The organism is Methylobacter luteus IMV-B-3098, from assembly GCF_000427625.1.
GTDB lineage: Bacteria > Pseudomonadota > Gammaproteobacteria > Methylococcales > Methylomonadaceae > Methylobacter > Methylobacter luteus.
In genome coordinates, this window is sequence record NZ_KE386569.1 from 1,784,823 (window position 1) to 1,803,890 (window position 19,068).

22 protein-coding genes are annotated in these 19,068 nt (G+C 52.1%); 2 read left to right on the forward strand and 20 right to left on the reverse strand.

The features are described from left to right. Nucleotides 1-32: 32 nt before the first annotated feature. The 14 genes from METLU_RS0110150 to METLU_RS0110210 all read right to left on the reverse strand — a co-directional run bounded on the left by METLU_RS0110150 (nucleotide 33) and on the right by METLU_RS0110210 (nucleotide 13,277). A complete protein-coding gene (locus tag METLU_RS0110150) occupies nucleotides 33-350 on the reverse strand; it encodes a DUF2818 family protein (RefSeq protein WP_027158113.1) in 318 nt (105 codons plus the stop codon). Next, nucleotides 350-1,846, reverse strand: coding sequence for a lysine--tRNA ligase (gene lysS / locus METLU_RS0110155; RefSeq protein WP_027158114.1), 1,497 nt, complete (start codon nucleotides 1,844-1,846; stop codon nucleotides 350-352). Before lysS ends, METLU_RS0110150 begins: the two co-directional genes overlap by 1 nt. A gap of 106 nt (nucleotides 1,847-1,952) precedes the next feature. Further along, a protein-coding gene (prfB, locus tag METLU_RS0110160; RefSeq protein ID WP_155920531.1) for a peptide chain release factor 2 occupies nucleotides 1,953-3,051 on the reverse strand; the annotation gives its coding sequence in 2 pieces (ribosomal slippage) (nucleotides 1,953-2,975 and nucleotides 2,977-3,051; 1,098 coding nt in all). Between the two features lie 230 nt (nucleotides 3,052-3,281). Next, the gene (locus METLU_RS0110165; RefSeq protein WP_027158116.1) at nucleotides 3,282-3,602 is read right to left on the reverse strand and encodes a non-heme iron oxygenase ferredoxin subunit; all 321 of its coding nucleotides are present in this window, start codon (nucleotides 3,600-3,602) and stop codon (nucleotides 3,282-3,284) included. A gap of 66 nt (nucleotides 3,603-3,668) precedes the next feature. Beyond that, nucleotides 3,669-4,445: a class I SAM-dependent methyltransferase gene (locus tag METLU_RS0110170; RefSeq protein WP_027158117.1), complete on the reverse strand. Its 777-nt coding sequence runs from the start codon at nucleotides 4,443-4,445 to the stop codon at nucleotides 3,669-3,671. 156 nt (nucleotides 4,446-4,601) lie between these two features. Continuing rightward, nucleotides 4,602-5,054, reverse strand: coding sequence for a Fe-S cluster assembly sulfur transfer protein SufU (gene sufU, locus METLU_RS0110175; RefSeq protein WP_027158118.1), 453 nt, complete (start codon nucleotides 5,052-5,054; stop codon nucleotides 4,602-4,604). A 79-nt stretch (nucleotides 5,055-5,133) separates the two neighbouring features. Next, the gene (locus METLU_RS0110180; RefSeq protein WP_027158119.1) at nucleotides 5,134-6,357 is read right to left on the reverse strand and encodes a cysteine desulfurase; all 1,224 of its coding nucleotides are present in this window, start codon (nucleotides 6,355-6,357) and stop codon (nucleotides 5,134-5,136) included. A gap of 104 nt (nucleotides 6,358-6,461) precedes the next feature. Then, nucleotides 6,462-7,784, reverse strand: coding sequence for a Fe-S cluster assembly protein SufD (sufD, locus tag METLU_RS0110185; protein ID WP_027158120.1), 1,323 nt, complete (start codon nucleotides 7,782-7,784; stop codon nucleotides 6,462-6,464). Then, nucleotides 7,784-8,527, reverse strand: coding sequence for a Fe-S cluster assembly ATPase SufC (gene sufC / locus METLU_RS0110190; RefSeq protein ID WP_027158121.1), 744 nt, complete (start codon nucleotides 8,525-8,527; stop codon nucleotides 7,784-7,786). Before sufC ends, sufD begins: the two co-directional genes overlap by 1 nt. 67 nt (nucleotides 8,528-8,594) lie before the next feature. Beyond that, the gene (locus METLU_RS29165) at nucleotides 8,595-8,783 is read right to left on the reverse strand and encodes a type II toxin-antitoxin system HicA family toxin (protein ID WP_081679072.1); all 189 of its coding nucleotides are present in this window, start codon (nucleotides 8,781-8,783) and stop codon (nucleotides 8,595-8,597) included. Beyond that, nucleotides 8,780-8,992, reverse strand: coding sequence for a hypothetical protein (locus METLU_RS0110195; RefSeq protein ID WP_027158122.1), 213 nt, complete (start codon nucleotides 8,990-8,992; stop codon nucleotides 8,780-8,782). Before METLU_RS0110195 ends, METLU_RS29165 begins: the two co-directional genes overlap by 4 nt. 19 nt (nucleotides 8,993-9,011) lie before the next feature. Next, the gene (sufB, locus tag METLU_RS0110200) at nucleotides 9,012-10,460 is read right to left on the reverse strand and encodes a Fe-S cluster assembly protein SufB (protein WP_027158123.1); all 1,449 of its coding nucleotides are present in this window, start codon (nucleotides 10,458-10,460) and stop codon (nucleotides 9,012-9,014) included. A gap of 14 nt (nucleotides 10,461-10,474) precedes the next feature. Next, on the reverse strand, nucleotides 10,475-10,924 hold the full coding sequence (locus METLU_RS0110205; RefSeq protein WP_027158124.1) for an SUF system Fe-S cluster assembly regulator: 450 nt from the start codon (nucleotides 10,922-10,924) through the stop codon (nucleotides 10,475-10,477). An 88-nt stretch (nucleotides 10,925-11,012) separates the two neighbouring features. After that, the gene (locus tag METLU_RS0110210) at nucleotides 11,013-13,277 is read right to left on the reverse strand and encodes a DNA internalization-related competence protein ComEC/Rec2 (protein ID WP_027158125.1); all 2,265 of its coding nucleotides are present in this window, start codon (nucleotides 13,275-13,277) and stop codon (nucleotides 11,013-11,015) included. A 75-nt stretch (nucleotides 13,278-13,352) separates the two neighbouring features. Here METLU_RS0110210 and METLU_RS0110215 point away from each other — a divergent pair, with 75 nt between their 5' ends. Further along, a complete protein-coding gene (locus METLU_RS0110215) occupies nucleotides 13,353-13,862 on the forward strand; it encodes a DUF2062 domain-containing protein (protein WP_027158126.1) in 510 nt (169 codons plus the stop codon). Nucleotides 13,863-13,911: 49 nt separating this feature from the next. Here METLU_RS0110215 and lolD read toward each other — a convergent pair whose 3' ends face one another. Genes lolD through fur form a run of 3 tightly spaced genes read right to left on the reverse strand, consistent with a single transcriptional unit; the run spans nucleotide 13,912 to nucleotide 16,271 of the window. Continuing rightward, nucleotides 13,912-14,592 carry a lipoprotein-releasing ABC transporter ATP-binding protein LolD gene (gene lolD / locus METLU_RS0110220; protein ID WP_027158127.1) on the reverse strand — a complete coding sequence of 227 codons (681 nt, stop codon included), beginning with the start codon at nucleotides 14,590-14,592 and terminating at the stop codon, nucleotides 13,912-13,914. Further along, on the reverse strand, nucleotides 14,585-15,832 hold the full coding sequence (locus tag METLU_RS0110225; protein WP_027158128.1) for a lipoprotein-releasing ABC transporter permease subunit: 1,248 nt from the start codon (nucleotides 15,830-15,832) through the stop codon (nucleotides 14,585-14,587). Before METLU_RS0110225 ends, lolD begins: the two co-directional genes overlap by 8 nt. Before the next feature lie 22 nt (nucleotides 15,833-15,854). Beyond that, the gene (gene fur / locus METLU_RS0110230; protein WP_434488054.1) at nucleotides 15,855-16,271 is read right to left on the reverse strand and encodes a ferric iron uptake transcriptional regulator; all 417 of its coding nucleotides are present in this window, start codon (nucleotides 16,269-16,271) and stop codon (nucleotides 15,855-15,857) included. 156 nt (nucleotides 16,272-16,427) lie between these two features. Here fur and METLU_RS0110235 point away from each other — a divergent pair, with 156 nt between their 5' ends. Then, nucleotides 16,428-16,952 carry an outer membrane protein assembly factor BamE gene (locus METLU_RS0110235; RefSeq protein WP_027158130.1) on the forward strand — a complete coding sequence of 175 codons (525 nt, stop codon included), beginning with the start codon at nucleotides 16,428-16,430 and terminating at the stop codon, nucleotides 16,950-16,952. Between the two features lie 34 nt (nucleotides 16,953-16,986). Here METLU_RS0110235 and METLU_RS0110240 read toward each other — a convergent pair whose 3' ends face one another. From METLU_RS0110240 to METLU_RS0110250, 3 genes are read right to left on the reverse strand one after another with little or no spacing between them, the layout of a single operon-like run. Next, nucleotides 16,987-17,271 (reverse strand): RnfH family protein, encoded by a 285-nt coding sequence (locus METLU_RS0110240; protein ID WP_036243017.1) that lies wholly within the window; start codon nucleotides 17,269-17,271, stop codon nucleotides 16,987-16,989. Then, nucleotides 17,264-17,695, reverse strand: a complete 432-nt coding sequence (locus METLU_RS0110245; RefSeq protein ID WP_027158132.1) for a type II toxin-antitoxin system RatA family toxin — start codon at nucleotides 17,693-17,695, stop codon at nucleotides 17,264-17,266. The genes METLU_RS0110240 and METLU_RS0110245 overlap by 8 nt, the downstream gene beginning before the upstream one ends. Next, complete coding sequence (locus METLU_RS0110250; protein WP_027158133.1) at nucleotides 17,696-19,057, reverse strand: sodium-dependent transporter; 1,362 nt, start codon at nucleotides 19,055-19,057, stop codon at nucleotides 17,696-17,698. Between the last annotated feature and the right edge of the window lie 11 nt (nucleotides 19,058-19,068).

A 19,068-nucleotide genomic window follows, 5' to 3' on the forward strand; every position in this document is an offset into this window, starting at 1 on the left:
GCAGTGCGTACCTTTCAGAGCTGATTAGCCGATTAATCCTGAGTCTTTCTCGACAAAGGCCTTTTGAGGTCGTAATGATAAATAAAGCCCGGCAGGGCAAAGACCAGGAACAGGCATAACGTCGTGACATAAAACTCCCAGCCCTGAACATGCCGGGTACCGGTCAATTTGTACTCGAGGCCGACAGACAGGCCTCCCGCCACCGCATACATCACCAGCCATTCCAGCCAGCACAGCCAGGCGCTTTTGTCCCGTTTAAAAACCACCAGAAAACGGTCGTTGACCCACGGTACATTGGCTGCGACGAAGGCAGCCAATATCAGAAAGCCATAAAGTCCTGCCGGCGTCATCAGCCTTTCGGCCTCATATGCGGGAACAGCAAAACATCGCGGATTGACGGGGAATCCGTGAACAGCATGACCAGACGGTCGATGCCGATGCCCTCGCCCGCTGTCGGCGGCATGCCGTGTTCCAGCGCGACGATGTAATCGGCGTCGAAATGCATGGCCTCATCGTCGCCGGCTTCTTTTTCCTCGACCTGTTTCTGGAAGCGCGCCGCCTGATCTTCGGCATCATTAAGCTCGGTAAAGCCGTTAGCGATTTCCCGGCCGCCGACGAAGAACTCGAAACGGTCCGTGACATGCGGATTGTCGTCATTGCGGCGCGCCAGCGGCGACACTTCCACCGGATAAGCCGTGATGAAAGTCGGATTCATCAGGCGATGCTCGACGGTTTTTTCAAAGATTTCGATCTGTATTTTGCCCAGTCCATAGCCATCCTTGACTGGAATGCGCAATTTTTCCGCGACTTTAACGGCAGATTCGCGGTTATCGATATCGGCCGGCGTCAAATCGGGATTGAAGTGCAGGATCGAATCGAACACGGTCATGCGGTCGAACGGCTTGCCGAAATCGTACTGCTCGCCCTGATAGGTGATAACCGTCTGACCTAACACGTCTTCGGCCAGACCGCGCAGCATGGCTTCGGTCAAATCCATCAAGTCCTGATATTCGGCATAGGCCTGATAGAACTCCAGCATGGTGAACTCGGGATTATGCCGCGTCGACAGGCCCTCGTTGCGGAAGTTACGGTTGATTTCAAACACGCGCTCGAAACCGCCGACGACCAGACGCTTTAAGTACAGTTCCGGCGCAATGCGAAGAAACAGGCCCATGTCCAGCGCGTTGTGGTGAGTCACGAAAGGCCGCGCTGTGGCCCCGCCCGGAATGGCCTGCATCATCGGTGTTTCCACTTCCAGAAACTGGCGTTCGATCAGGAACTGGCGAATGTAGGCGACGATTTTGGAACGCACCAGGAATGTACGGCGCGATTCATCGCTCATGATCAAATCCAGATAACGCTGACGGTATTTGATTTCCTGGTCGGCGATGCCATGGAATTTTTCCGGCAGCGGGCGCAGGGCCTTGGTCAGCAGGCGGATGTCGTCGACCTTGACGCTGAGTTCATTGGTCTGGGTTTTGAACAGCACGCCTTCCGCGCCGATGATATCGCCGATATCCCATTTTTTGAACTGCTCGTTGTAAAACCCTTCCGGCAGCGTATCGCGGGTCACGTACAGCTGTATCCTGCCAGACATGTCCTGAATATGACAAAAGCTGGCTTTACCCATGACGCGGCGCGTCATCATGCGGCCAGCAATCTTGACGCGAACAGGTTCCGCTTCGAGTTCTTCCTTGGATTTTTCGCCATATTCGGCCAGCACTTCGCCGGCGACCACGTTACGGCGAAAGTCGGTAGGGAATGCGATGCCGTTTTCACGCAATTCATTCAATTTGCCGCGGCGTTGTCTGATCTGTTCCTGTTCGTCCCGTTCAATTTCTGACATGTGTATTTTGACTCTTATCGTTGTAGGGTGATCGCAGACTTTGCGCCCACCATGGGTATCTATTTTACAAGGCAGACAAAACAGCGCTGCCCACGCTACAAATTTCTTACAGTCCGCTTTTCAGGCTGGCTTCGATAAACTGATCCAGATCGCCGTCCAGCACGGCCTGCGGATTGCCGGTTTCGACGCCGGTGCGCAAATCCTTGATACGCGATTGGTCCAGCACGTAAGAACGAATCTGGCTGCCCCAGCCGATGTCCGATTTGGTATCTTCCAAAGCCTGCTGAGTTTCGCTGCGCTTGCGCATTTCCAGCTCATACAGTTTGGCTTTCAACTGCTTCATGGCCGTATCGCGGTTTTTGTGCTGCGAGCGGTCGCTCTGGCACTGCACGACGATGCCGGTGGGGTTGTGCGTGATACGCACGGCCGACTCGGTACGGTTAACGTGCTGGCCGCCGGCGCCGCTGGCTCTGTAAACGTCGACGCGCAAGTCCGCCGGATTAATATCGATAGCGATATCGTCATCGATCTCGGGCGAAACGAATACCGACGCGAACGAGGTATGGCGGCGATTACCCGAATCGAACGGCGATTTTCTGACCAGGCGGTGTACGCCCGTTTCGGTGCGCAGCCAGCCGAAGGCATAGTCGCCTTCGAATTTGATCGTGGCGCTTTTGATGCCGGCGACATCCCCGTCCGACTCCTCGATCAGCTCGGTCTTGAAACCCTTGCGCTCGCCCCAGCGTAAAAACATGCGTTCGATCATCGAAGCCCAATCCTGCGCCTCGGTGCCGCCGGAACCGGCCTGAATATCCAGGAAGGCATTGTTGGCGTCCATTTCGCCGGAAAACATGCGGCGGAATTCAAGGGCGGCGACTTTTTTCTCCAGTTGTTCCAGATCGTCCACCACCGTATCGACGGTTTCTTCATCATCTTCTTCCACAGCCATCGCCAGCAGTTCTTCCGCATCAGCCAGGCCATGTTCCAGTTCATGAATCGTATTGACGATCGCTTCCAGCTGACCCCGCTCCTTGCCCAGGGCTTGCGCCACTTCCGGGTTATCCCAGATTTTCGGGTTTTCCAGTTCCCTTAAAACTTCGACCAAACGCTCGCTTTTGGTTTCGAAGTCAAAGATACCCCCTAAGGGCATCGCCACGGCTTTTCAGGTCGGCTATTTTATACTTAATCGGATTAATTTCTTGCATGGAGTGTTTTTAAACAAGGCGTTCGAAATCGGAGGCTATTGACAAGCTCCGGCCAATGAAAATTCAAATAAAAGGCGGAATTATAAACTATAACCCGACCATGTTCATACAGAACTTAATGACTGATGCGCGGGGATAACTGTATTAAATCAGTTTGGCAAAGCGTTTCAGGTCGAATTCCAACAGTAGGCGCTCCAGGCGAATTCGACCCTACAGGCGAGTCGATAGCGTCAATCCCAGCGATTATCCCTGACCTGCACTTTGCCGTTCTCGATGCGCACCGGGAAACAGTCGATATCTTCATAGGCGGGCGGGGCTTTTACGGCGCCGGTTTTCACGCAAAAACGCGCGCCATGGCGCGGGCAGACAATCTCGCAGCCTTCCAGCTTGCCGCTGGCGATTTCCGCGCCGTCGTGCGTGCAGACATCCTCGATGGCATAGAACTGGCCTTCGATTTTAAATACGGCCACATCGGTGCCATCGACATCGACGACGACATGCTCGCCGTCAGCCAGTGCGTTTTGATCGATTACGTTTATCCAGTCGGACATTTTTCACCTTAACTATTTAATACAAGCAGGAAAGGTACGCGATGCGTACCCTACGGCTACGATGCACTACTTTAAATACACATCAAACCTGAGCAATTTACCCTGAAAGCTCTCACTCGGCTTACCGCCCAAGGGTTCGGCATAGTCCGGACTTTTCACCACGACACGTTTTCCGGCCGCTTTCAAGGCCGCTTCAAAAAGCTGTTCCTTATCCTGATCATCACCCAGCAGATCGCGCAGCACCATCATCGATTTTTTGGCCAGCGCCGATTTTTTCCGCTTGGACGGAAACATCGGGTCCAGATAGATGCAGTCAGGCGGCGTTTCCAATGCATCCATGATTTCAATGGCGTTGCCGGCCAGCAGACGGGGCGGCTCCAGATTCAGGCGCTGCATCCAGTCCAGCCCGGCCAAACGCTTGAAACCGTCGGCCAGCAATTCGGCCATGACCGGCGAGCGTTCTATGCACAGCAGTTCGTAGCCCATGCGGAAAATATGCAGGCTGTCCTGTGCCCAGCCTGTCGTCGCGTCGACGACGGTGCGGGTTTTGCGTCCGAGCGCGTGAGCCAGTGCGTCCTGCTTCGGCGCCGGCCATGAGCGCTGCTCGCCGCTGCGCGGCTCAATATCGACGAATAAACCGCCTTTTTTGAACAGTTCCCGATCGAGCAGTTTCAGCGCACCGTCGCGCCAGGTCAACAGGAAGGCTTCGGGAATATCTCGCGCAGGTGCCTGATAAAGCGGCACGCCCAGCCGTGCGGCCAGTTGCTGAAACGGCAACAGATCGCCATTGCCTTCATAAAGAACGGCAAGCTGTCCGATATACGGCTGGTTGATTGTGTTCATGCCTTTCAAAAATCCGGTAGAGGTGCCTAAGGAATCTTAGCAACGCGTGCCAATGCTGATATCGCGGCTGTAGGGTCGAATTAATTCGACCCTACAAGGCAAACGAGCGGTCGTCCTTGCAATTTGTGTACCCAGGCCAAGCGCTTATATTATGGCTTATTCCGTAGAAATCGATTTTCTCTCGTTCTTCAGCGCCGCATCGAGCGTATGCCAGGCCAATGTTGCGCATTTCACGCGCGCCGGATATTCGCGCACGCCGGCCAGCACGGCCAGTTTGCCGACCGCGGCCAGGCTGGCCTGTTCGTCCTTGCCGGTAGTCATTTCATGAAACTGTTTGAACAACTCTTCGGCTTCCTGCTCGGTTTTGCCTTTAATGATTTCAGTCATCAGCGAAACCGATGCCGTGGAAATGGCGCAGCCTGATCCCTGAAAGCTGGCATCCGCGATCACATCGCCGTCCATTTTCAAGAACAGCGTCAAACGATCGCCGCACAGCGGGTTAAAGCCTTCCACCTGCCGGTCCGCATTTTCCATGACGCGGAAATTGCGCGGGTTCCTGTTGTGGTCAAAAATGACCTCCTGATAGAGGTCGCGTAAGTCATCAAACATGTTTGTTCTCTGTAAATTCGGTATAAAAATGGAAACAAAGCCCGAACGGATTAGCGACCGGCTTCGCGCATTACAAGCTTCAGCCAAATACCTCAATCAAGGATTTCACCCCCTGCATCAACACATCGATTTCTTCCTTGGTGTTGTACATGGCGAACGAGGCTCTTGCCGTGGCCGGAACCTCGAAGAAATCCATCACCGGCATGGCGCAATGGTGCCCTGCCCTGACTGCGATGCCCAAACTGTCCAGCATGGTGCCGATGTCGTGCGGATGGATTTTATCGAGCACGAAAGACAGAATCGCGCCTTTGTGCCCGGCCTCGCCGATAATGCGCAGCCCTTTGATCTGCCTGGCCTGTTCAGTGGCATAAGCCAGCAACTCAGCCTCGTAAGCCGCAACGGCATCCATGCCGATTTCATTCAGATAGTCGATGGCGGCACCAAGCCCGACCACATCGGCAATACTGGGCGTGCCGGCTTCAAACTTGTACGGCAACACATTGTATTCCGTCTCTTCGAAGGTGACCTTGCGTATCATGTCGCCGCCCCCCTGATACGGAGGCATGGCTTCCAGCAGCGCCTGTTTGCCGTATAACACACCGATACCGGATGGACCGTAAAGTTTATGGCCCGAGAAGGCGTAAAAGTCGCAATCCAGTTCCTGCACGTCAACCGGCATGTGCGGAATAGCCTGCGCACCGTCCAGTAATACCGGAATGCCCTTGCTGTGCGCTACGGCAATGATCTTCCTGACCGGATTGACCGTACCCAGAGCATTGGACATATGCACGATGGAAACCAGCCGGGTCTTATCGTTCAGCAGTTTTTCAAATTCGTCGTAAATCAATTCGCCTTTATGATTGATCGGCGCAACTCTTAGCACCGCGCCGGTCTGCTGGCACAGCATTTGCCAGGGCACAATATTGGAATGATGTTCCATGCGGCTGACCACAATTTCGTCGCCGGCTTTGATATTAGCCCGGCCGAAGGTCTGAGCGACCAGATTGATGGCTTCCGTCGTGCCTTTGACAAAAATAATCTCTTTGTCGCTGGCCGCATTGATAAATTCCTTGACCTTGATGCGCGCCGCCTCGAACTGATCGGTGGAACGCACGCTCAAGGTGTGCACGCCGCGGTGCACATTGGCGTAATCGTGGCGATACAAATGCGAGATGCTGTCGATCACCACGTTGGGCTTCTGGCAGGTGGCGGCATTATCCAGGTAAACCAGGGGCTTGTTGCGGATTTTCTGCGCCAGGATAGGAAAATCGGCCCGAATTTTTGCTACAGGGAAATTGGTCATAATTTTAATATTTCGAAAATTTACGCGTCGCTTAATCAGCAATGCCACAGACTATTTAACTTAATTAACTTGAACGATGCCGTCTGCATGAAAGTCAGCCCGGCTTACAGCCATTCCTTCTTAACGCCTTCCTGAGGGAAGCGCGCCAACACCTGCTCCAGCACCCTGTCGTGCAGGCCTTTGATCTTGACCTTGTCGACCATCTCATTGGCAAACGCGAAAGTCAGCATATTGCGGGCCGTCTCCTCATCGACGCAGCGCGATTGCAGGTAAAAAATCGATTTTTCATCGAGCTGGCCTACCGTCACCCCGTGCCCGCACTTGACGTCATCGGCATAGATTTCCAGCTGCGGCTTGGTATCGACCTCGGCATCATCGGACAGCAGCAGATTGCGGTTATTCATTTCCGAATCGGTGTTCTGCGCATCTTCCGCCACAATTACGCGCCCTTGAAACACGCCCCTGGCCCTGTCATCGAGCACGCCTTTGTAGACTTCACGGCTGATACCGCGCGGCTTCAAGTGAATGATGCGCGTATGGTTGTCGATATGCTGGCGTTTGCCACCTAAAAACAGGCCGTTCAACTCGCATTCGGACGCATGATCGAGATCGGCATGGATATCGCTGCGCGCCAGCAGGCCGCCAAACGCAAAGTTATGATGCCGGAAGCGCGCATCGCGCTCCTGCTTAACGTAGATGCCGCCGAAATGGTAGGCTTTCTCGGACTCGCTTTGCTGTTTAAATAGGGTCAGGTCCGCATTAGGCCCAACGAACACTTCGGTAACGGCTGCCGACAGATAAGCCTGATCCAGACCGACGAACGCCTCTATGACTTGCGCTTCGGCCATGTCATCGACAATGACGATATTGCGCGTTGCAGCCAGCGTATCGGCCTGCGTGACAATGTGCAGCAGCTGCACCGGTTTTGCCAGTACCTGTTTGGCCGGCACATGCACAAACAGCCCATCGGTAAACCAGGCCGTATTGAAGGCGATGAAGCTGTTCTCCTCACCCGCCGCGGCACGGCCCAGATGCTGTTCCAGTGATACAGATTGTGCATTCAACGCCTCGGCCATGCTCATCACCGAAACCGCTTCAGGCAGCCCGTCCAGCACTGACAGTTCCGCCGAAAAATGTCCGTCAATCAACACGATCGACCAGGCATCTTCCAGTTGATGCTGTTTCAGCCAGTCCGCATCGACCGTATTGGCCGTTAAACCGGTAACCGGCTTAAACAGCTTCTTCTCGATCGCGGACACATTCGTGTAACGCCATTCTTCTTCGCGCAGCGAAGGAAAACCGTGCACCGAGAATGTCGCCAGCGCCTCGCTTCTCAACTGCTGTAGCCAGGGCAACGACTGCCCCGGCAAAGCTGGCGCTATGGTTTGATATTCAGCCGTATAACGGCTTGCTGTTGCTGTAGTCATCAAGCAGCCTCAATCCAACTGTAACCTTTCTCTTCCAGCTCCAATGCCAACTCGGGGCCGCCGGATTTGACGATTTGCCCATGAGCCAGTACATGCACGAAGTCCGGTTTGATGTAATCCAGCAAGCGCTGATAGTGCGTCACCATGACAAAGGAACGCTCCGGCGAACGCAAGGAATTGACGCCTTCCGCGACGATTTTCAGCGCATCGATATCCAGGCCCGAATCGGTTTCATCAAGGATGCACAATTTAGGTTCCAGTATCGCCATCTGCAGGATCTCATTGCGTTTCTTTTCACCGCCCGAGAAGCCTTCGTTAACGGCGCGGTACAGAAACCGTTCATCCATTTCCAACAGGCGCACCTTGTCCTTGACCAGGGTCAAAAAATCCATCGCGTCGACTTCCGGCAGGCCGTGATGCTTGCGGATAGCGTTCAGCGCCGCTTTCAGCAAATAGATATTGCTGACGCCCGGGATTTCGACCGGATATTGAAAGGCCAGGAACACACCTTCACGCGCCCGGATTTCAGGAGCCATCTCCACCAGATTCTTGTTCTGATAAGTGACAGAGCCTTCCGTGACGGTATAACCGCTCTTGCCCGACAACACATGCGACAGAGTGCTTTTGCCGGAACCGTTCGGCCCCATGATGGCATGAATCTCGCCGGCATTGATCTGCAGATTAATGCCTTTAAGAATGGGCTTGTCGCCTACGCTGACATGAAGATTTTCTATGCTGAGCATATTTGTTTTACCTGATTAAATTAAATTTCTTTTTTGGACCGGATTATTGCCAATCCAAATTACTAAATTATTTGATGGGTTTTACACCCAAGTCTTTGCAAATCTTATTAGCCAAAATGTCTTTGATCTCACTATGCCGAGGGATGGCTGAACGGCTATTTTGCGATGGATTGTGCCACCATGAATGCCATCCGCCTTCTCTCAACAGTTCACAACCTTGTGCTTTCAAATATTTGAGCAACTCCGTCCGCTTCATATAGCAATGCGTTCTTCTCTATAATGCGCACCCGCATTTGCTAAAGCTTCTTCTCGATTGAATGCCAATGCTTCCTGCAAGGTTACTTTTAAACTTTCCAGTAATTCGTCATGCGTTGCTTCCTGGCAATTGACGCCGGGAATCTCCTCGATCCAGCCTATCCACCAATCGCCTTCCTGCTTTACAATCGCGGTATATTCATTTTTCATTTCGCAACTCCCAACAGCCTTACCCTACCGAACCTTCCAGACTCAGCCCCAGTAGAGCCTGTGCCTCGACCGCAAATTCCATCGGCAGTTCCTTGAACACTTCCTTACAGAAACCGTTCACGATCATCGATACGGCATCTTCCGCCGACAGGCCGCGTTGCTGGCAGAAAAACAGCTGATCTTCACTGATCTTGGATGTAGTCGCTTCATGCTCGACCTGCGCCGAAGGTTGTTTGACCTCAACATAAGGGAACGTATGCGCACCGCATTTATCGCCGATCAGCAAGGAGTCGCACTGGGTATAGTTGCGCGCATTCTCGGCGCTTTTCAGCACCTTGACCAAACCGCGATAGGTATTCTGCGCGCGGCCTGCCGAAATGCCCTTCGAGACAATCGTGCTGCGGGTATTTTTGCCGATATGGATCATCTTGGTACCGGTATCGGCCTGCTGAAAATTATTGGTCAGCGCGACCGAGTAAAACTCGCCGACAGAATTGTCGCCGGTCAAAATGCAGCTGGGGTATTTCCAGGTGATCGCCGAACCGGTCTCAACTTGCGTCCATGATACTTTGGAGTTTTCGCCACGGCAGTCGGCCCGTTTGGTCACGAAGTTATAAATGCCGCCCCGGCCTTCCTTATCGCCCGGATACCAGTTTTGCACGGTGGAGTATTTAATCGTCGCGTCTTTCAATGCGATCAGCTCGACCACGGCCGCATGCAACTGATTCTCGTCGCGCATGGGCGCCGTACAGCCTTCCAGATAACTGACATGGCTGCCTTCGTCGGCAATGATCAGCGTTCTTTCAAACTGCCCGGTATTGGCGGCATTGATACGGAAATAGGTCGACAATTCCATCGGGCAGCGCACGCCTTTCGGAATGTAGACGAATGAGCCGTCCGTAAACACGGCCGCATTGAGTGCGGCAAAGAAGTTGTCGGTATGCGGCACGACCGAGCCCAGATATTGTTTGACCAGCTCCGGATAGTCGCGCAGGGCTTCCGAGATCGGGCAAAAAATAACGCCGGCTTCTTTCAGCTTGCCTTTAAACGTCGTCGCCACCGATACGCTGTCAAACACCGCATCGACAGCCACGCCGGCCAGCCGCTCCTGTTCATCCAGCGGAATGCCGAGTTTCTTGTAGGCTTCCAGCACCTGCGGATCGACTTCGTCCAGGCTTTTCGGACCGTCTTCCTTGCGTTTGGGCGCCGAATAGTAGCTGATATCCTGATAGTCAATCGGATCAAAATGGACGAAAGCCCAGGCCGGCGACTTCATGGTCTGCCAGTGGCGGAATGCTTTCAGCCGGTACTCGAGCATAAACTCGGGCTCATTCTTGACCTTGGACAGTTTATGAATGACCTCTTCATTCAATCCGGGCGGAAACGTGGTGGTTTCCAGCTCAGTCACAAAGCCCTGCTTGTATTCCCGACTGATCAGGTTCTCGATTTCTTTCGCACTTGTTGACATAAAAAACTCTAAATTTAACGATATAAACTGGCCACCGGAATGAAAACCTCTTCCGGCACGACGGCAGGTCTGATCATATCCGCCAGAGTCACTGACTCCAGTGCGTTATGAATCGTCCGGTTAATCACACCCCAGTTGCTGCGAATATCGCAGCCCGTAGCCTGCTCGCAGCCCTGATGGGAAATACTGCATTCGGTCAGCGCAATCGGTCCTTCCAAAGCACCGATAATTGCCGCCACGCTGATTTTTTCAGGCACCCTGGCTAACGCATAACCGCCTTTGGCGCCGCGCGTGGACATCAGCACGCCCGCTTTCACAAGCAACTTAAGAATCTTGCTGACCGTCGGCAAAGCAATACCTGTTGCCGCCGCTATTTCCATAGCCGCATGCACATGCGATCGATCTCTTGCCATAAAGCTCAAAATGACCGTTGCATAGTCAGTTAATTTGCTCAACCGTAACATACCTACTCCTCTAATTAAGGACTATTTTAGTCCTATTTAATTCCGTAGTAAAGAACTTGGTTATTATCAAGGCGCTAAATCGCCGCAATTAACGACTATTCCAGTATTTGCTTTCCACTGTCCGCATACTCTGTACAGCTAGCGATTCTTTATCAGCTTCGACGAAAATCGCGCCTTGATCGGCGACGTTCAGCCATTTCGCTTTTATGTCCTGATAGCGCTTCAACACGAACTGATGGGGAAAGCCGAATTGATTGCGGTAGCCGGCCGGAATGAGTACATAATCGGGCTGAACGGTTTGCAGGAACATCGGGGTTGACGAAGTTTTACTGCCATGGTGCGCCGCAATCAGCACATCGGCCTTTAGCTGCTCGCCATAAACCCCGACCAGCCAGGATTCCGCCGCCGCTTCTATATCGCCCGTCAATAACACAGAGTTCTTTTCGGACTGAATCTTCAAGACGCAGGAATTATCGTTTTCCGAAACAAAGCCGGGCGGGCGCGGCGACAATACCGTGAATATCACGCCGTCCCAATCCCACGACTGCGCCGCCGCACAGGCGATCGGCGAATGACTGCTTAGCTGCTGTGGCACACTGGTAAGCACCTGTTCGGTCTCGATGTCTGCCAATAATGATTCGGCGCCGCCGATGTGATCGTTATCGCCGTGACTGATGACCAGACTGTCGATCTTGTCGACACCCTGCTTGCGTAAAAAAGGCAGCAGCACGCTCTGCCCCATATCGCTTTGTTCGGAAAATTTCGCGCCGGTATCGTACACAAGCACATGATGGGATGTTTGCACGACCGCCGACAAGCCTTGACCGACGTCCAGCAAGGTCATTTTGAAATTGCCTGTTTCAGGCTGTTCCGGTTTGGTAAAGACCACGGGCAGAAACATCACCAGTCCCAGCCAGCGGGCCGGCATGCCTGCAGGCGCCAGCATGATCAGAACACCGGGTATGGCAAAACACAATGCCCAGACCGAAGGCTCTGCATGATTTATCGCGGACAGCGGCGCGGACGCCAGCTCATTCAATATCCACCATAGCCCCTGTAGCACGGCATCAACAAGAAAAAGCAGTTTACCGGCCAATGCCGACGATACAAACATCACCATCACCGTCAGCAACGACAGCGGCACAGCCAGAAAGCTGACAACGGGCACCGCAATCAAATTTGCCAACGGCGCAATTATTGAAACCTGCTGAAAAAAGAATAACAACAGCGGCGACAAGGCCACAGTCGTGGCCCAATTTATCTTTATAACCCCTTCAAAATAGCCGGGCTTGCCCAAGCGCCCGGCAACGGCATAGACAATCACAGCCACAGCCAGAAATGAAAGCCAGAACCCTGCCGACAGGACGGCTAACGGGTCCAGCAGTAAAACCGCGAACATGGCGACAGCCAACGTATTTAAAGAATGGGTATTGCGCTGCAGGATAATGGCGGCCATAAAGATAGCCAGCATAACGACCGCGCGTTGCGTCGGTATCGAAAATCCAGCCAACGCCGAATACAGGATAGCAGCGGCTAATGCCGACAGCGCGGCAACCCGCTGAGGCGGCCAGGCTAACAGGTTCGTCCATGCCCAGAGCCTGAGCACGACAAAATAAACCAGTCCGGCAATCAATCCGATATGCGAACCGGAAATCACCATCAAATGGAGCGTGCCGGTCTTGCGAAAAACCTCCCACTGCTCCTGCGGAATACTGCTGCCATCGCCAATAGCCAGGGCTTTTACAAGCGCCAGACTCTGTGTATCGCCCGGCAACTGCGACAACCGGTCGACTATGCGCTGCCGTCCTGCCGAAATGCTGTACCAGGCGGGCTCATCCGGCAACAGAGCGGGCGCCGGATTATTGCGCACATACCCTGTCGCACCGATACCCTCAGCGAACAGCCAACGCTCATAGTCAAACCCGCCGGGATTCAAATTGCCATGCGGTCGCTTCAACTTGACCGTAAACGACCAATGCTGGCCTGCCTTAATCTCATGCCTGGGGTAATACCAGCTCAATTTAACTTTCGAAGGCAGATCACGGGTGGAGTCGGTAATAACAAAATCGAAGCGGGCGCGTTTTTCATCCTGTTCCGGCAAATCGGCAATAACGCCTTTAACCGGTATATCGATCCCTTCCAATGACTCGGGCAGACGATCCGACAACCTGTTCATTGCAAACAGCACAGCCCATGTAATGCCCAGCATAAAAAACAGCCCTCGCCAGAAGCGCAGCCATGCCATCAAGCCAACAATAACAACCCCTGCCATTAGCCATTGGATAGCCGGCAATGTCGGCAACTGCTGGACCAGCAAAACGCCGGCTAAATATAACAGTGAAGAAACAAGCATTCAGATACCGGTATTTTGAGGCCAACAAAAACCTGATAGACTTGAAAAGATTAAGTGACTTTCGATGCAAACACGATGCCTAAAAAACTGATACAAAAATACCTGCCCAAACCCGAAGCAATTAAAAACCACAAAAATCTTCAGTTTCTCGGCGACAGACTGCATGACCCTAATCTCTGGCATTTGAACCGCCGTTCCGTATCCATTGCTGCTGCCGTAGGTCTTTTTGTAGCCTGGATTCCAACACCGGGACAAATGGCCATTGCGGCCGTAGTGGCATTTTATCTCAGGGCCAACCTGCCGATTTCTGTCGCGCTGGTCTGGATAACCAACCCTCTGACCATGCCGCCGATGTTTTATTTTGCCTATCTGGCCGGGCTCTGGGCTTTGAATGAGCCTGCTCCCAGCGAAGACTTTGAATTCTCGGTAGACAGCATCATGTCAGGGCTCGGCCATGTCTGGGAGCCGTTTCTTGTCGGCTGCCTGATTGTGGGCATCATGACTTCTGCGGCCGGATATTTCGGCGTCAAAGAATTCTGGCGCTACCATGTCATGAAAAAATGGACTGAAAGAAAGCAAAGATAAGCGCGAGTAGCAAGGTTAAACAAGCGGATGGCTTGTTTAACCTTCATCTTCAGCCAACTATCACGCCGTCTTCCATATGCAGCACCTTACCCATCCTTGCAGCCAGCTCATGGTCATGGGTCACCACTAAAAAACTGACATTCAGCTCCTGGTTCAGCTCCAGCATCAACTGGTAAGTCTGATCCGCCGTTTTGCTGTCCAGATTGCCTGTCGGTTCGTCGGCCAGAACGCATTTGGGCTTATTGATCAAAGCCCTGGCTATTGCCGCACGCTGCCTTTCTCCGCCCGATATTTCCCCCGGCTTATGTTCGATGCGATGCCCCAACCCTACCCGCTGCAATAACTCTATAGCGCGAGCACGCGCCTCTTTTACCGACAGGCCTGCGATCAGCAATGGCATCGCCGCATTTTCCAATACCGTAAACTCGCCCAGCAAGTGATGAGACTGATAGATAAAGCCCAGGGAACTGTTTCTTAACTTGGCCAATCTTGCCGCGCTGACTTTATTCAGATTAACGTTATCGAGCACCACCTCGCCGCCGGTGGCTTTTTCCAAGCCGCCCAGCAGATGCAGCAGCGTGCTTTTGCCCGAGCCTGATGCGCCCATGATGGCGACACGCTCGCCGATCCCAATGCTCAAATTGACGCCTTTGAGAACTTCAACGTCCAGCCCGCCCTGGTTATAACGCTTGGTCAATTGCCGGCATTCCAGAATGCTAGTCTTATTCATATCTCAGAACTTCCGCAGGATTTATTTTGGACGCCTGCCAGGCAGGGTAAATCGTCGCTGCCAGCGACAAAAAGAAGGCCATGCCCGCGATCGCATAAACATCTGTCCAGACCAGCTTGGAGGGCAACTGACTAATATAGTAAACATCAGCCGCCATGAATTGAACCTGAAACAGTTTCTCAATGGCCGGCACTATCGTTTCAACATTTAACGCCAACGCGATGCCGCCTACGGTACCCAAGAACGTGCCGACCGCGCCGATGACCGTACCCAGCACCATAAAAATACCCATGACCGAACGCGAGGTGAGCCCTTGGGTTTTCAGAATGGCGATATCGCCGCGCTTGTCCGTGACCACCATAACCAGTGTCGATACGATATTAAAAGCCGCTACAGCCACTATCAACAGCAGGATAATAAACATGACCCGTTTTTCAGTCTGAATGGCGCGGAAGAAGTTGCTGTGCGCCTGCGTCCAGTCACTCACCCTGTATTCATCATAAAAGTCGGTAGCCATGGCGTGGGTGATCCTTGGCGCATTAAACAAATCGTCCAGTTTGATCCTGAGTCCTGAAACCGAATCGCCCAAACGGAACAATTTCGCCGCATCGTCAATATGAATAATGGCCAGATTGCGGTCGTACTCGTACATGCCGACCTGAAAAATGCCCGTCACGGTAAAACGCCGCATCCGGGGCAGAATACCGGCCGGCGTGGGATTAACCTGCGGGCTGATGACAGTGATTTTATCGCCGACGATAACGCCCAGATAACCCGCCAGCTCCGCACCCAGAACAATGCCGAATTCACCGGGGGCCAGTTGAGACAACTGCCCTACTTTCATTTTATTGGCAACATCCGAAACAGTGGACTCATATTCAGGCAAAATTCCGCTCAGCAAAGTGCCGCTAACGCGTCGACCGGCATTAATCATGACCTGTCCGTCGATAAAAGGGGCGGCCGCCTCTACATGCGGATAGTCCTTGATTTTCGGCTGCAATTCCCGCCAGTTATCCAACTGGCCGTCCTTGCCGGTAATCGTGGCGTGCGCCGTCATGCCGAGAATCCGTTCGCGCAGCTCGGCTTCAAAACCATTCATGACCGACAAGACCGTGATCAGTGCCGTGACCCCCAGGGCTATCCCCAGAATAGAAGTTAATGTGATAAAGGAAATGAAGCGAGTACGGCGTTTAGCCCGCGTATAACGCAGGCCGATATAAAAAATAAGCGGTTTAAACATGAAGTTTGTAAGTTAAAAAGGATCAGGATTTTCTGCAGGCGGAACAGTAGCCATACAAATGGAGACTGTGGTCGGTTAACTCATAGCCCAGCTTCTCTGCAATTTCTTTCTGCCGGGCTTCAATAAGCTCATCGGTAAATTCGTCCACTTTACCGCACTTCATGCAGAGAATGTGATCATGGTGATCACCTTTGGCCAATTCAAAAACAGAATTTCCACCCTCGAAATGATGCCGAGTCACCAGACCTGCGGCTTCAAACTGGGTTAAAACCCGGTAAACCGTGGCCAGGCCGATGTCCTCATCCTCGCTCAGCAGGATTTTATAAACCTTTTCAGCCGTTAAATGATGTTCATCAACCTGTTTTTCTAAAATTTCCAGAATCTTGACCCGAGGCAACGTGACCTTAAGGCCTGCATTCTTTAAATCTTGAGTTTCCAACATAAATCTCCGATTTTTGCCTTTCAAGTAGCAGTTTTATATGGGGGATTGCACATTGTAGCGTTTTTTTGGCATGAAGCGCATGACTGTTTTATAGGATAATCGTTTAACATCGGGTATGATTTAGTCTTTTTTCAAATTATTCTGCCGCCTCAAATGGGAAAGCCGCTTTTTTCTTTGACTCTGTTGGCCAGCCTGACGCTTGCCTCATGTTCCACCATTCTAAATAATTTACCCGGCATCTATACCTTAGACGTTCAACAGGGCAATATGATCGATCAGTCCATGATCGATCAGCTACGCCCCAACATGAGCAAACGTCAGGTACTGTATATCATGGGTTCGCCCATGCTGACGGATGCTTTCCACCAGAATCGCTGGGATTACATTTATTCCAGTCAACCCGGCGGCGAGCCCAGAATGCAAAAAAAGATCTCATTGCTATTCAAGGATGATCAAGTCATCGGCGTACAAGGCGATTTCAAGCCCAGTTCACTGCCTGTGATTAAGGAGTCGACTGAAACCACAGTGGATTTGCCGCCACGGGAATTAGAGAAAACCTTATGGGAAAAAATCACCGGCCTGTTCGGCATCGATGCCGATAACATCGACGATTCGACTGAATCCAGTCCTGTAAATTCAGAACCTAAAATAAATGATTCTGATACCCCAATGAATTAAATCACCCGAAGCATCATCAAGCGCACTGTAACTGTTATCCTTTTGCAGCCCGCTGCCGTCTCGCTTCTTTGGGATCATGGAGCAAAGGCCGATAAATTTCCACTCTATCGGCCTGTCTTAGGATTTGATCCATCCTGCAAGCATTGCCAAAAATACCCGCCTTGATCCCGGACAATTCGATTTCCGGAAATCGGACTAACACGCCTGAGGCCTTTATGGCCTGTTCAACAGAAGAACCTTCGGGCACTTTAAGGGCCAGAATCACCTGCTCTTCAGGCTTGGCATAGGCGACCTCGATATCAATCAGCAGCTCAGTCATAAATTTCCTTGGCCCGCTGGGTAAAAGAACTGACCATGGTGTTGCATATCTGGTTAAATACCGCGCCAAATGCTAGGTTCGCCAGTAAGCCCGGCATTTCAAATTCCAGATTCAGGGAAATCTTGCTGGCATCCTCGCGCAGCGGCATGAAATCCCATGTGCCTTCCAGATAAGAAAAAGGCCCCTCCAGCAAGGACACCGTGATTCTGCCGCCCTCATCAATTATATTTCTCGTTGAAAAGGATTTCTTGAATCCGCCTTTGGAAATCAACAGCTCCGCTTCAACAATATCACCCTCGCGTTTAAGGATCCGGCTGCCGCTGCACCAAGGCAAAAAACGCGGATAGGCTTCGATATCATTAACCAGATCAAACATCTGCTGCGCGGAAAATTTCACCAGCGCGCTTTTTTCAACAACGGTCATTTAGATAACCCCAACCACATTCAGAAACACCAAAAAAACAGCTGCGGGCGCAATGTAACAGACTAAAAACTTCCATATCTGATAGCCTTGCATGCTGGATATTTGCAGTTCCTGCTCACTATGCTGCTGTTTCATGATCCAGCCGGCAAATACCGCGATCCCAAAGCCGCCGATGGGCAACATCAAGTTCGCCGTCAAATAATCCACCAAATGGAAAATGCTTCTGTCGAAAATTTTAAATTCAGACCATACATTAAAAGAAAATACGGTCCCCAGTCCCAGTAACCAGGTTGCCAAACCGGTCCAGACACAGGCCTTTTCCCTGCTTATATCCTTATTTTCAACCAGCCACGCAACAGCCGGCTCAATCAAGGAAATAGAAGAAGTCAAAGCTGCAAACATCAGCATCACAAAAAACAGAATACCGAATAGCCAGCCGCCAGTCATATTGCCGAAAGCAATCGGCAGCGTTTGAAAAATAAGGCCGGGGCCTGAACCGACTTCCAGTCCGTTGGCAAAAACAATAGGAAAAATAGCGATCCCGGCCAACAAAGCCACGATCGTATCGGAACCGGCGATCAGAAACGCCGTTTTTGCTATGGACACATCCTTGGGCAGGTAAGACCCATAAACCATAATAGCCCCCATACCCAGACTCAGAGTGAAAAACGCATGTCCCATGGCGGTCAACACAGAATCACCGGTAATCTTGCTGAAATCCGGCGTAAACAGGAACGCCAGCCCCTGATCATAAGCACCCGTCGTCATGGCATAACCAACCAATAAAATCATCAGCACAACCAGGCCCGGCATTAAAAAACGCACCGCTCTTTCCAGTCCGCTCTTTACGCCACGAGCAACGATCATCATGGTGGCCAGCATGAACAAGGTATGCCAGAAAACCAGTTGGACAGGACTGCCAACAAAGCTGTCAAACAGCCCTTTTATCTCTGTCGCATTCGCACCTGAAAAACTGCCGGTGAAAGCCTTCAAGACATAAGCGGAAGCCCATCCGGCAATAACACTGTAATAAGAGAGAATCAGAAAACCGGCGAGAACCCCCATCCAGCCCAGATAATGCCAATTGGTATCGGCTTCAGCTTCGGCGGCCAGCGTCTCCATGGTATTGATAGGACTCTGCCGGCTTCGGCGCCCCATCATCGTTTCCGCAATCATGATAGGTACACCGATAAACGCCACGCACAACAAATAAACGAGAACAAATGCCCCGCCGCCGTTCTCGCCGGTTATATAAGGGAACTTCCAGATGTTTCCCAAACCGACCGCCGAACCTGTGGCTGCGAGGATAAATGCGAAACGTGATGACCATTCCCCATGAATTGATTTTTTTGTATCCGTCATTTGAGTGCCCG